The organism is Pseudomonas zanjanensis (assembly GCF_014268745.2).
GTDB classification, from domain to species: Bacteria; Pseudomonadota; Gammaproteobacteria; order Pseudomonadales; family Pseudomonadaceae; genus Aquipseudomonas; species Aquipseudomonas zanjanensis.
The window spans coordinates 338,981-352,035 of sequence record NZ_JABWRB020000003.1 but is presented as its reverse complement, the minus strand read 5'-3'; the positions used below and the strand labels follow the sequence as shown (position 1 = coordinate 352,035).

At 63.4% G+C, this 13,055-nt stretch carries 10 protein-coding genes; 1 reads left to right on the top strand and 9 read right to left on the bottom strand.

Annotated features, from left to right (window positions below):
- Positions 1–27: 27 nt before the first annotated feature.
- The 5 genes from HU715_RS21380 to HU715_RS21360 all read right to left on the bottom strand — a co-directional run bounded on the left by HU715_RS21380 (position 28) and on the right by HU715_RS21360 (position 4,785).
- Positions 28–1,704, bottom strand: a complete 1,677-nt coding sequence (locus HU715_RS21380) for a vWA domain-containing protein (protein WP_186709974.1) — start codon at positions 1,702–1,704, stop codon at positions 28–30.
- Between the two features lie 155 nt (positions 1,705–1,859).
- The gene (locus HU715_RS21375) at positions 1,860–2,441 is read right to left on the bottom strand and encodes a hypothetical protein (protein ID WP_186709972.1); all 582 of its coding nucleotides are present in this window, start codon (positions 2,439–2,441) and stop codon (positions 1,860–1,862) included.
- A 114-nt stretch (positions 2,442–2,555) separates the two neighbouring features.
- Positions 2,556–3,869 carry an MFS transporter gene (locus HU715_RS21370; RefSeq protein ID WP_186709970.1) on the bottom strand — a complete coding sequence of 438 codons (1,314 nt, stop codon included), beginning with the start codon at positions 3,867–3,869 and terminating at the stop codon, positions 2,556–2,558.
- A 38-nt stretch (positions 3,870–3,907) separates the two neighbouring features.
- Positions 3,908–4,081 (bottom strand): hypothetical protein, encoded by a 174-nt coding sequence (locus tag HU715_RS21365; protein WP_186709969.1) that lies wholly within the window; start codon positions 4,079–4,081, stop codon positions 3,908–3,910.
- 143 nt (positions 4,082–4,224) lie between these two features.
- Complete coding sequence (locus HU715_RS21360) at positions 4,225–4,785, bottom strand: YbhB/YbcL family Raf kinase inhibitor-like protein (protein WP_186709968.1); 561 nt, start codon at positions 4,783–4,785, stop codon at positions 4,225–4,227.
- Positions 4,786–4,924: 139 nt separating this feature from the next.
- On the opposite strand from HU715_RS21360, the gene HU715_RS21355 reads away from it, so the two are divergent.
- Positions 4,925–6,457, top strand: a complete 1,533-nt coding sequence (locus tag HU715_RS21355) for an FAD-dependent oxidoreductase (protein WP_186709967.1) — start codon at positions 4,925–4,927, stop codon at positions 6,455–6,457.
- 191 nt (positions 6,458–6,648) lie between these two features.
- Here HU715_RS21355 and pgaD read toward each other — a convergent pair whose 3' ends face one another.
- The 4 genes from pgaD to pgaA are packed head-to-tail and all read right to left on the bottom strand — an operon-like array spanning position 6,649 to position 12,999.
- A complete protein-coding gene (gene pgaD / locus HU715_RS21350) occupies positions 6,649–7,155 on the bottom strand; it encodes a poly-beta-1,6-N-acetyl-D-glucosamine biosynthesis protein PgaD (protein WP_186710847.1) in 507 nt (168 codons plus the stop codon).
- Entirely contained in the window at positions 7,152–8,507 is a 1,356-nt protein-coding gene (gene pgaC / locus HU715_RS21345) for a poly-beta-1,6-N-acetyl-D-glucosamine synthase (RefSeq protein WP_122566756.1), read from the bottom strand. Before pgaC ends, pgaD begins: the two co-directional genes overlap by 4 nt.
- Before the next feature lies 1 nt (position 8,508).
- Positions 8,509–10,506, bottom strand: a complete 1,998-nt coding sequence (gene pgaB / locus HU715_RS21340; RefSeq protein ID WP_186710845.1) for a poly-beta-1,6-N-acetyl-D-glucosamine N-deacetylase PgaB — start codon at positions 10,504–10,506, stop codon at positions 8,509–8,511.
- A gap of 12 nt (positions 10,507–10,518) precedes the next feature.
- Positions 10,519–12,999, bottom strand: a complete 2,481-nt coding sequence (pgaA, locus tag HU715_RS21335; protein ID WP_186710843.1) for a poly-beta-1,6 N-acetyl-D-glucosamine export porin PgaA — start codon at positions 12,997–12,999, stop codon at positions 10,519–10,521.
- Positions 13,000–13,055: the final 56 nt, after the last annotated feature.

Below are 13,055 nucleotides of genomic sequence, written 5' to 3'. Positions count from 1 at the left end.
CACATTTGATCCGCGTTGCGCTCGGGATCAGCGCTTGGCCGCAGGCTCAAGGCTCTGGGCCAGCTCCACCAACTGCACAAACTCGCCACGCAGCCCGAACGGATCGTCACCGCGGGCCGAGCGCGCCAATTGCGCGGTGTCCTTCAAGGTCATCGTCCCAGTGTAGCGCCCATCGCCCTTGAGCTGTTGGGCGAAGGCCGCCACGGCGGCGGAGAAGCGCAGGTCATCGCTGGGCTTGCGGTCGTTCTGTACGCTGGCGATGGGATGCTCGATCAATCGGCTGCTGCCGCCCTCCGCCGGCTTGTAGCGTACGCGCAACATGGCCAATTCACCCGAGGTGCCCTCCGACTTAGGGGTACTGCCATAGCGCAGCGGCTCCAACCAGCCCGGCGCACCCTTCGGAACGATTTCATACAAGGCCGTCACCGTATGCCCGGCGCCGATCTCGCCCGCGTCGACCTTGTCATTGTTGAAGTCCTCACGCTTCAATGCGCGATTCTCATAGCCCAACAGGCGATATTCGCTGACCTGGGCGGGGTTGAATTCCACCTGCAACTTCACGTCCCGCGCCACCACCGCCAGGGTGGAACTGAGTTGGTCCACCAGGACCTTGCGCGCTTCGAGCAGGTTGTCGATGTAGGCGTAGTTACCGTCACCGGCGTCGGCCAATTGTTCCATCAGGTGTTCGTTGTAGTTATCCACACCGAAGCCCAGCGTCGTCAGGGATACCCCGCTTTTGCGCTGGTCCACCGCCATCTGCTTGAGGCTGTCGAAATCACTGACCCCGACGTTGAAGTCGCCATCGGTGGCCAGCAGGATGCGGTTGATGCCTTTGTCGATGAAGCTCTCCCGCGCCATCTGATAGGCCAGCTCGATACCCGAAGCGCCCGCCGTGGAACCACCGGCGTCGAGTTGATCGATGGCGTTGCGGATTGTCGCCTTGTCGCGACCCGACGTGGGCTTGAGCACCACCCGGGATTCACCGGCATAAACCACCAGCGACACTCGGTCCTGGTCACGCAATTGGTCCACCAGCAGTTTCAGCGTGCTCTTGACCAGCGGCAGGCCTTCGCGACGGTCCATGGAGCCGGAAACGTCCACCAGGAAGACCAGGTTGGCCGGCGCCAGGTCCGCCACGGCGCGGTCGCTGGCCTTGATGCCGATGCGCAGCAAGCGGGTGTGGGGGTTCCACGGTGACGGGGCCACTTCGGTGGTCACGCCAAAGGGTGAACCGTCGGTGGGCAGGGCGTAGCTATACGGAAAATAATTGACCATTTCCTCCAGCCGCACCGCCCCTTCGGGTGGCAGGCTGCCTTGGTTGAGCAGACGTCGCACATTGGCATAGCTGCCGGTATCGACATCCACGCTAAAGGTCGAGACCGGTGTTTCGGCCACGCTGTGAATCGGGTTGTCCGGGAGCTTTTCGTACTGTTCACGCGGCTCGGCGCGATAACCCGCAGCGATGGCATCGCTCGCTACGCTGGGGGCGGGCATCGCTGCCGGCTTCATGAGCATGCGCTTGACCGTCGACTGACGCACTTCGGCGATCTCGCCTTGCGGTACGACGCTGGGCGCCACGGACACCGGCTCGGATGGAATGGCCGTCTCCCGGGAGGAAGACAACCCACAACCGGCCAACGCCACCAGCAAAGTCACGGCGAAACCTTGGGCAGCAGGACGCATAAAAAGAAGTGGACGGGACATGGGCTGAACCTCGTGAATGAATGATCCGTTCACAGCGTCAGACGCAGGGCACACGCGGTTCGGGTTAACGACCAAGAAATATTTTTTCCAGCGCTGCAAAGACGGGGCTGGCCACCTTGAACGTGGCCAGCCCGGTGCCCGCTACGCAGGCATTGCTAGCGGGACGGAATGCCCCGCAGGTCGTCGTCGATGAATCCGCTCAAATGACCGGTGTAATAGTCTTCGACATCGGAGTTGCCCCTGTTCGTCAGGGCGCCCGCAATGCCTCTCATGGCCTCAAGTTGGCCGACCGCCCCTCCCGGCATCAGCCCCTGGCGGGCCTGGGCAAAGTGCAACACCTCGACACCGGCCTTCTTCACCTTGACCTGATAATTGAAATCGACACTGGCCAGATACGTACCGTCGGCAACGATATTGCTCATGAAGCCACCTTGGGTATCTTGAATACGGCGCGCATAGACGGCATTGATATCCAACAGATAGTCCGCGGTTTCCTTGCTGGAGGCATAACGATTGCCGTCGAGCAGGCGGACGATCAGGTCGGTGTGCAACTTGTCGCGAACTTTTTCGTCAGGCAGGAAGCGTTCGTTTTTGCCGACGACTTCAACGTTGAACGTGTCGATCCAATAGGTGGCGGTCTCGGGGATCGCCACCGGCGCAGGGGAAATGTAGTAATCGGGCTTGGAAGCGCAGCCTGCCATAAGGCAGAGGGCCAGGAAGAGGCTAAATACTCGCATGTTTGAATTCGTCCTTGAGGGGTAGCGGCGTGAATGGCGGCTGCATTCTACGGGGTTTGAACGCGCGCTCAAGTTGTCTGGTCTTGCAGAGTGCGGTCCGATTGAAAATCCCGATTAGGCTTCGCACGCCAATGACTGCTGCGCTGCCTTGCCATGCCGCCCGGGAAAATACGCCGCCGCAGCCACGCCCACCGCGCCCATCACCACGCAATACCCCACGCACACCCACGGGCTCCACGGCACCAGGGCGATCAGCATCAACGGGGTCATGCTCGCCCACAGGGCATAGGCGATGTTGTACGTGAGCGAGATGCCGGACACGCGGATCTTCGGCGGAAACAGGCTGACCATCACCGATGGCACCGCGCCGACCACGCCACAGCCCAGGCCGGCCACGGCGTAGGCCAGGCCCAGCCAGGCGCTGCCGCTGATCAGGCTGGCGTAGAGCACGGCGATGCCCAGGGGCAGCAGCAGGCTGTAGAGCATGACGGTGCGCCAGGCGCCGATGCGGTCGACGATCAGGCCGGCGAGGACGCAGCCGATGTTCAGGAAGACGATGCCCAGGCTGCTCAGGGCGAAGGTGTGGCTGGGGGTCATGCCGAAGCTTTTTTGCATCACGGTCGGGGTGATGACCACGAACACCACCACGGCCGAGGTCAGCACGCAGGTCAGGATGGCGGCGGGCAGCAAGGCCTGGCGGTGGTCGCGCAGGACCGTGCGCAACGGCAGTTCCGCAGCGCCTTCGCGATTGGCTTGCAGGGCCACGAAGATCGGCGTTTCGCTCAACCAACGGCGCAACCAGACGCCGATCACCCCGAAGACGCCCCCCAGCAGGAACGGAAGACGCCAGGCGTAATCGAGAATCTCCGCCGGCGTGTAGATCCGCGCCAGCGCCGTTGCGGTCAAGGCACCCAGCAAGTAGCCGAAGGTCAGGCCGGCCTGGAGGAAACCCAGGGCATAGCCGCGATGATGCAACGGCGCATGTTCGGCCACGAACACCCAGGCGCTGGGCACCTCGCCGCCCACCGCCGCGCCCTGCAAAATACGCAGCGCCAGCAACAGCAACGGAGCGAAATAACCGATTTGCGCGTAGGTCGGCATCACCCCGATGAGCAGGCACGGCAAGGCCATCATCAGGATGCTGAGGCTGAACACGCGTTTGCGCCCCAGGCGATCGGCAAAGTGCGCCATGAGGATGCCGCCCAGGGGCCGGGCCAGGTAACCGGTGGCGAAAATCCCGAAGCTTTGCAGCAAGCGCAGCCAATCGGGCATTTCCGGCGGGAAGAACAACTGGCTGAGGGTCAGGGCGAAAAAGACGAAGATGATGAAATCGTAGATTTCCAGCGCGCCGCCCAAGGCGGCCAGGCCCAGGGTTTTGTAATCGGAGCGGCTGAATCGATCACCGGTTAGAACAGTGGCAGCAGTCATAGGCAGATTTGAACAAGTCGGTTGAAAGAGGCGACGGCTCAGTCGTCGCGATCATTGTCCACCGGTTCAACCGGTGGCTGGCCTGGCTCGGCGTCTTCGGCCTCGTCGACAGGCAGGAAATCCTTGCGGCTCTGGGCAATGGCCCGGCGTATTTCGTCGCCCTTGGTGGGGCAGTTCAAGAGGCGGGCGATGCCGTCGGGTTTCTGCGTCATCGCCATCCTCCGGCATGAGTGAACAGGGGCTCGATAGTGCTCGCTTTTGGCGCGTGATGCCAATGTTGTGTCTGGGCCAGCGTCATGGGGCTGCTTTGAAGCCCAGCGGGAGCAAGCTCCCTCGCCACGGGGAGTTGCGTTGTCTAGCGGTGGTAGCGGCGCACGACGCTGCTGTTGCGCAAGACGTGACCTTTGATTTTTTCCATCAGTTGGGCCCGTGTGAGGCCGGCGGGCAAGGCTTCCGGCGGCAGGTCGAGGGCGAAGAGCTGGATCAGGTAATGGTGAGCGCTGTCGCCGATAGGCGGGCATGGGCCGATGTAGCCGTGGGTGTTCTTGCTGTTGATACCGCTCATGCCTTCCAACGAGGACTTGGTTCCGGCGCCCGTCGGAATCTGCCGCGTGGAGGCCTTGATGCCGTAGTGGACCCAGTGGTCGACACCCTGGCCCCGTTGGCCGTCCGGGTCCAACATGACGATGGCGTAGCTGAGGGTGCCTGGCGGGCCGGCGTTCCAGCTCAGCGCCGGGGAAATGTTCTTGCCACCGCAGGTGTTGGCGTCACTGGCCTGCGCGGCAGTGAAGAGACGGTCGTCCGACACGCCGGGAATACTGAGGGTAAAACGCTCCTCGGCCTGGGCAGCCCCTTGTGCGCACAGCACCAGGGCGACGGCCGCCAGCCAAGGGGTGAGAATCTTCAATCGGGTCATACCGGGGCACCTTGTGCGTGTCAGGCCATGGACGGCTTGCGAACTATAGCCGCAGCTTCGCCAAGGGTGCAGTGACAATTGCGCTGAACCTCGTTCCGGCCCTGCGACTCCAACGGGAAACGCCAGCCGGAGAACGATCATGTCTCTGCATCAAGTCGCCCGTTTTGCCGACGTTCGCGAAGACCGCGGCCTCGAAGTCAAGATCAACGACACCCCTATCCTGCTGCTGCGTGCAGGCGATCAGGTGCGCGCCTTCCAAGGCAAATGCCCCCATGCCGGCGCCCCTCTGGCGAAGGGCGCGGTGTGTCATGGACGGCTGATATGCCCATGGCACAAGGCGGCGTTCCGGGCTGAAGACGGCGCCCTGTGCGAGCCGCCGGCCCTCGACAGCCTGACGCGCTATCACGTCGAGGTGCGGGACGGTGACGTCTGGGTCGATGACCAGCCACTGCCGGCCGATAAAGTCCCGCCGGCCGATGACGCGCGCACGTTCGTCATTATCGGTGCCGGTGCGGCCGGCACGGCTTGCGCGGCGGCGTTGCGGGAGAGGGGCTTTGGCGGACGCATCCTGATGATCGACCGCGAAGCCGAAGCCGGCTACGACCGCACGGTGCTGAGCAAATATGTGTTGGCCGGCGACATGGCGGTCAACGAGACGGCGCCGCTGCGCGATGAAACTTACTTCACCCAGCAACGCATCGAAAGGCTCCATGGCGAGGCCACCCATTTGGACCCTGGTGCCCGGCAAATCCACCTCGCCGATGGCCGGCGCCTGGACTACGACGCCGCGCTCATCGCCACGGGCGGGGAGCCGAAGACGCTAGCGTTGCCTGGCATCGATTTGCCGCAAGTCTTCGTGCTGCGTTCCATCGCCCACGCCCGCCAGATTCTCGACGCGGTCCGGCCAGGGCAACGGACGGTGGTCATCGGCGACAGTTTCATTGCCCTGGAAGTCGCTTCGTCCCTGCGCAAGCGCGAGCTGAGCGTCACTGTCCTGGCCCGGCACCCGGTGCCGTTCGCCGCGCAGTTGGGGGAAAGCGTCGGCCAGGCCATCCTTGCCCGGCATCGGGCCAACGGCGTGGTGTACCACACCGACGGCGAAGCGGCGCGGATCGAGGGCTCGCACAAGGTCGAAGCCGTGGTGCTGGATAACGGCCAGCGTTTTGCCGCGGACCTGGTGGTCATCGGCGTCGGCGTGCGCCCGGCCACCGAGCCGTTTGCACAGCTGCCACGGGAACAGGACGAGTCGCTGTCGGTTGACGCGGGCATGCGTGTGGCGGATGGCGTATGGGCCGTGGGTGATATCGCGACCTTCCCCCTGAACGGCGCGCCTGTGCGCATCGAACATTGGCGCCTGGCCCAGCAACAGGCGCGCATCGCCGCCGCAAATATGCTCGGGGGCGACGAGCACTATCTGGACGTGCCGTTTTTCTGGACGTATCACTTTGGCAAACGCTACGACTACCTCGGTCACGCCGAGCATTGGGACGAAGTGGAATTCAAGGGTACGCCCGAGCATCCGCCCTTTATCGCCTTGCTGGGCAAGAACGGCCTAGTCGCCGCCGCCGTGGCCTGCGATGAAGGCCGGGCGATGGCGGCGCTGGCCCAGCGCATGAAACAACCGTTGCCGGTGGACGAGGCGTGGCGGCTGATCCGGGATTTTTCGTCCTAGCTCCAAATCCCCTGTGGGAGCGGGCTTGCTCGCGAAAGCGGTGTGTCAGCCCGCATCAATATTGACTGACACGCAGCATTCGCGAGCAAGCCCGCTCCCACAGTTTTGTTCTGTGTGGACCGAACTATCCGCCACAACCCCAAGCCCCTGTGGGAGCGAGCCTGCTCGCGAAAGCGTCGGCACAGCTTGCATCAATGCACGGACTGATCCGCCGGTAAGTGAATCACCCGTGGCCGCTCCAACGGCGCCAGGGGCGGAGGTTGCAACTCCGGACTGAGCAGATGGAAATGCGGCACGACGTGGCTGATGTCGCCTTCCTGGTTGTTGTGGATGATCTTCGAGCCAGGCTGGCGCAAGGTGTCCAGACGCTCGTCGGTCAACTTGAAACTGGCGCTCAAGCCTTGGTCATCCACCGCCGGCACCGGCAGTCGACGCTGGGCGAAGCTGCGGCTTTTGCGCTGTTGATAACGGGCCCAGGTAATCAACAGCACCGCGTTGACCAACGCAATCCAACCATAGACCTGCAAGGTAGCCAGGGTGTCGAACAGCGACCCGCCCAGGCGCGGACCTGCCTGGCTGTCGAGCAGCGGCCATAGCCCATTGACCAGCAAATACAAAAGCCCCACCCACGCCAGCACGGTGAAAAACGCATCGATGACCACCAGAAAAGGCCGTTGCCGGGTCCTGATAATTTTCATCGGATCACTTCCTCTTCCTGATCGTCGAACGGTTTGATGCCGCGATCCGGACTGATCCAGCGCGCACGCTTCTGATGCTGCCCGAACAGCACTTTGGGAAAGCTCACCAGGGTGGTGAACAGGCTGATCAGCCAGAACACCAACGGGTACCAGACCACCCAGAACATGATGTGCCACAGGCCTTTTTCGTAGCGCCGGTCGATCAGGATGCTCACCGCGAATTGCAGCAGGCACACCACCGCCAGCAACAGGCCGGTGAACGCCGGCGGCATCAGGTGATCCACGGCAATGGCGGCTGGCATCTCGACGAATTTACCGGCGCCCCAGAAGATCACCGACAGCAGGAAGGTGAACGCCCAACCGGTGGACAGGCAGTATTCGAACAGCAACGGCCACAGGTAGCGGTGGCGGTATTGCCAGATGCCACGGATGTTCTTGAACAGCACCTCGGCGCCGCCCTGGGCCCAGCGCAGCCGTTGCCGCCAAAGGCCGCGCAGGGTTTCAGGCATGAGAATCCAGCACAGCGCACGGGGCTCGTAGAAGATGCTCCAGTGATCCAACTGCAGCTTCCAACTGATGTCGATGTCTTCGGTGATCATGTCCGGGCTCCAGTAGCCCACCCGGTGCAGGGCCGTGCGACGGAACGCGACGATCACGCCGGACACGGTGAAGATTCGCCCAAAGACCCGCTGGGTGCGCTTGATCAGGCCGATGATCGAGGAAAACTCACCGACCTGGACCCGACCGATCAACGTTGAACGGGTACGGATGCGCGGGTTGCCCGTCACAGCGCCGAGGCGGGCGTTGTCCAGCATCGGCGCCACCAGGTAGGCACAGGTGTTCGGCGCCAGCAGCGCATCACCGTCGATGCACACCAGGTATTCGCTGCGCGCCGCGATGGCCCCCATGCGCAGGGCCACGGCCTTGCCCTGGTTTTCCGCCAGGTGCAGGACGCGCAGGCGCGGGTCTTCGGCCGCCAATTGATCGAGCATCTGGGCGGTGTTGTCTTTGGAGCCGTCGTTGATGGCGATGACTTCGATGTTCGGATAATGCTGGCCCAGCGCCGCGTGAATGGTGTCGGCGACGTTGTCGCCTTCGTTGAAGCACGGGATCAGGATGCTGATCAGCGGCTCGCCTGCCAGGGCCGGTGGCAAGGTGTCGTCCTTCCAAGGCCAGTGGCGCTCCCAGTGCAGCCAGAAATACAGGCCGCCGGCGATCCACAGCCCGGACATGAACAGCGGGTAAAAGAACACGAAGTCCATCAGGAATTGCCCGGTGACCAGGAAGATCAGGCCCAGGGGCACCCCAAGGACGATCGCCAGCACCAGCAGGGCGAGCAGTCTGTCGAGCATGTCAAGGATTCCACTTGTTGGAGAGCGCCGGCCGCACGGTTTTCACCGCCGGCTGGTCTTCGATGAAGTTGTCCGGGTAGTAGCCGAAACTGGTCACGCCTTTGCGCTTGAGACGTCCCATCCAGTCGGCCAGTTGTTTGCCGTCGATGTCGCTGGCCGGCTTGCTATGCCAGTCACGGGCCTGCAATTCGAACACCGTGCGCTTGAGCGCGCCGGGACGAGCCTTGACGGTGTCCACCAGGCGCTCGAGCCAGGGGCCGGATTGTTCGGGGGTCTGCTTTTCCATCAGTGGCATGGCCATCGGTGCCGTCCAGTCGTAGGCGCCGAGGAAGTCGTCGAGGTTTTGGGCGAACCAGGCTTCGCTTTCCGGATTGAGCATCGGTTCGGCAAAGATGTTGCGCGCCGTCAGGATCTGCGGGCCGCGAATCGCCCGCACCTTGGCGGTCAGCTCATGGGTGAAGTCGATCAGGTAGCGGCTCTTGAAGCGGGTCCAGCGCTGCATCGCCGCAGGATCGTCCCGCAGGGCGGCGATGGACGTCGGCAAGCCGTGGGCGGCATAGACTTTCAGGGCCGCGGGGCTGGCATCCTCGAAATCGGAGAACACCGCGTCGTCATGGTACAGAACGCCATCCAACGAACTCATCCGCGCCAGGTCCTGGTAGATTTCGCCGATGATCTGGCGCACCTTCGGATCAAATGGCGACAGGCGCACGTATTGGTCCGGGGCGACGCCGATCTTGCCGGTTTCCGGGTCCCAGCGCTGGACCCGTGGCAGTTTCGCGTCCAGGGCGAAACTGAGCACCGGCATCCAGGCATAAACGTTGGCATTGGCCCGGGTACGCAACTGCCAGGCAACCCGGTCAAACAGGTCAGCGCGTACCGGCAGGTGACGGTTGGGGAAGTACAACGAATGCACGAGGCCGTCGCCTTTCGGATCGGCGAAGGCTTGGAGAAATACGGTATTGGCGCCCAGGTCGGAAATGCGCTGGACGAGCTTGCCGACGTTGGCTTCCTGCTGCACCGGGTCCGCGTCATAGACGTAATCCAGGTCGACATGCACCACGCGCATCGGATCCATCGTCTGCACGGACACGATGCTTTCGGCGAAATGAGCGCCATCGGGATCGGACGCCACCAGGAAGCGTGGGCCGCTCATCAGGTTATCCAGGCTGTCGAGGCCGTCTTCCAAGGTCAGGGCCATTTGATAACCCTCGCTGCCAATCACCTGCAACGCCGTGCCGTCGGCTTCACCGTAAGGCCAGACCCAGACGCGCGGGCTGTAGCCGGCGACCTTGCGGATCTTCTCGGATATGGCCGCCACGTCCTTGCGCAGGCGGGCCTGGAAATCGGCCTCGGTCTCATAACGACCGGTGGCGGGGTCGTAGCGCCGGGTGGTCGCGGCGGGTTGCTGGTTACCTTGCGGGTTGGCGAGGATGCCCTTGTGATTGGCGTCGGTATGGGCGGCGATTTCCACCAGGCCCGATTTGGACACCTCGCGAATCTGCTCCCAGGTCAGGAACTCGGAACGCTTGCGCGGCACCCCGGCGAAATCCACCGTTTGGTTCAGCGGCGTATCCACCCAACTGCCGACCGGGGCGAGGATCGCCGGCCAGTTATAGGCGCGCAGGATGGGCATGACGCGGGTATAGAAGCTCGAGTAGCCGTCGTCGAAGCTGAGCAGCACCGCACGCGGCGGCAATTCCGGGCCACCATTGCGGGCGGTGATGATCTGGTCCACCGTGACCGGCTGGTAGTTGTTTTCTCGCAGCCACGCCAGCTGTTCGATCAAGCGTTCGGTGCGCACGGCCACCAGTGCCTGGTCCGGGTCTCGGTCGTCGACATCGTGGTAGGCGATGCCGAGCACATGGTTCTTCGGCCACGGGGCGTCATTGGCCGCCAGCGGACGCTGCGAAGGTGGCGCGAAGGCCGGGGCTTGCTGGGCACAAGCGCTGATCAGCAAGGCCCCCAGCAGAAGGATGAATCGCGAAATGACAGGCATCTTCAAACTCTTCTAGAAGCGATAGGTGAGGTCGACAAGCAGGCGCAGATCGCTTTCACGATCGCCGTCGTAGGGGCGGTTGAGCCAGCTCAGCGCGGCACCGGCCTCCAGTACGTCGTTCCAGATGAAACGCTGACCGTAGCTGAGCAATCCCATGGCCCCAGTGCCGTAGTCGCGCTGGCTGTAGGTACCCGCGCCGGCCTGGAATTGCTGGCTCCACGTGGTTTCGTAGCGGCGGTACAACACGTGGTTGGCGCTCACGGTCGGCATGACGCTGAAATCCGATTCCGGATTGAAATAAGGCACTTCGTTGGAGCCGCTGTTGCGGCTTGCGCCCACTTCCAGGCCCAGTTCCACTTGCAGGCGCGGCGCGCTGTAGATGCCCTCGCGACCCGTCAGCAGGGCTTCGAGGCGGTTGTTGCCGTCGCTGAAATGGGACGGGCTGACAGCCAGTCGCCACTCGCGGCTTTCATGGGCACGCCACCGGACGAAGCCGCTACCGCCATTGGCGCGAATCCCGCTGTTGAGGGCCCGCAGCGGGGTATTGGCCGAGAGATAATCCAAACTGCCGCCGTACTGCCAGTGATCGTCGATGTCCCGAGCCACCGCCACGCGCGCGCCCTGCTTGTCACCGGAACCATAAGAGTGATTGGACACCTCGGCCTCCAGCGTCATGTCGCGGGTGCGACGCTCCACACCCAGGCGCTGCCAACGGTGATGGCCGGTGCCTTCCTCGAAATCACCAGTGGCGTAGCCGGCACCGCCGAACAACCGCCAGTCTTCATCGATGGGTGGGCTGTAGAGCAGCGTTTCGATGCCAAAGTCCCGGCTGCCAGTGACTGCACCGGCGTCACCGCTACCACCGCCATAGCTCTTGCCGGTATAGGCCTCGATGCGCAGCTCGGCCATGTCGTGGACCTCACGCTGGCGTTGCAGGCGTTTGACGTGGGCATTTTCCGGGTAGCGGGCGACCACGTCGTCGGTCAGCGCATCCATCTGCCGCCATTCCTGCAAATCCATGGCAGCACGCGCCTGGGCGACTTCCAGATCACGGTTGCGCGGGATCGTCGCCTCGACTTCCTTGAGCAGGCTTTCCGAACGGCGCGGCCAGTCACGGGCCTGGTACAGATCGGCCTGGGCCAGGCGCATACCCGTGTTCCCGGGACCTTGATTGACCAAGGTTTCCAGGCGTGCTTCGGCAGAAGGCAGGTCGGCGCCGTAGGTGCCGGCCTGGGCAGCGAGTTGCTGGGCGTCCATCCATTCATCGTTGGGGTTACCGATCGGCAGGCCCTTGAGTTCGACGCGTGGACGCTGGGCTTTCGCCATGTCTTCGGCCAGGGCACGGGCCTCTTCGGATTTTTCACTTTCCAACAGCGCGTAGTAGAGCGCGGTGCTGTCTTCAAAGCGCTCCGCAGGATCGGCATCCGGCGCGATCAGGACCCGGCGGTACAGGTCGACGGCGATCTCCGGCTCCCGCTGCTCCAGATAGGAAGAAGCCACCCAGCGAAGGGCATAGGTAGGAATACTCACAGCCTCGGCGAGCAACTTCTGATATTCGGCAATCACTTCGGCCCGACGGGCACGGGCATTGAGGGCGCCCATGCGATCGATGCGCCAACGGAGCACGTCGTCTTTGGCTTCGGCTACCGGAGTCCAGGTGGCGAGCAACTTGTCGTAGTCGGCCAGGGCGCGGTCGGCAATGACGAAGCGCTCCTGTTCGCTGCGGCTGGCCATGTCCGCCAGGCGCACCCGTTCGGCCGCGACGTCACCCTCCAGGCGCCGCTGCACGCCACGGTCGATCAACCCCGGCTGTAGACGCGCCAAGCGCAGCGCCGGCTCCGGCAGCCGCGCGCGTTGCAGGGCGTAGATGTATTCGCGTGCTACCTCTGGGCTGTTGCCGGCGCGGGTGAAGGCTTGGTCGTATTCAAACAGCGCTTCGTGGGGGCTGTCGGCGCGGGTCAAGGCATAACCCAGGGCCAGTCGACGCATCGGATCTGTCGGCTTGGTAGCCACCAGGGCCTTGGCGCGCGTGACAGCTTCGTCGGGCCGGCCTGCATCGGCCTGGGTCAAGGCCAAGCCGAGTTGCAAATCAGGATTCTGAGGGTCGATCACCAAGGCCTGGCGGTACAGCTCGGCCGCCGAATCCCAGCGCTTGAGGTTGCGATAGGCACGGGCCGTTGCAGTCAACGCCTGGACGGGCAGCGTTCGATAACGGCCCTGGGCCTCATAGACGTTCACCACCTCGGCGTCGAGACCGGCCCAACTGGCGATTTGCAGGTGGTCACTGATCTGCGCGGCGCTGGCCCGGTCGGCCGGCACCTGGCGCAGCGCGGTCAGCGCAGGCGTGTAATGGCCCGCACGGGCATCGAGCACCATTTGGTCATAGGCGGTATCGGCAAGCACCAGCATCGGCCAGCACAATTGGCTGCACAGCGCGACGCGAAACAACGGGCGCAAACCACGATGAATAAAAGGACCCACAGTACGCGGCATTCGTCAGCATCCTTACATGGCCAGCCGGGTCGCAGTGCCCCCTTGCCCATCAAACA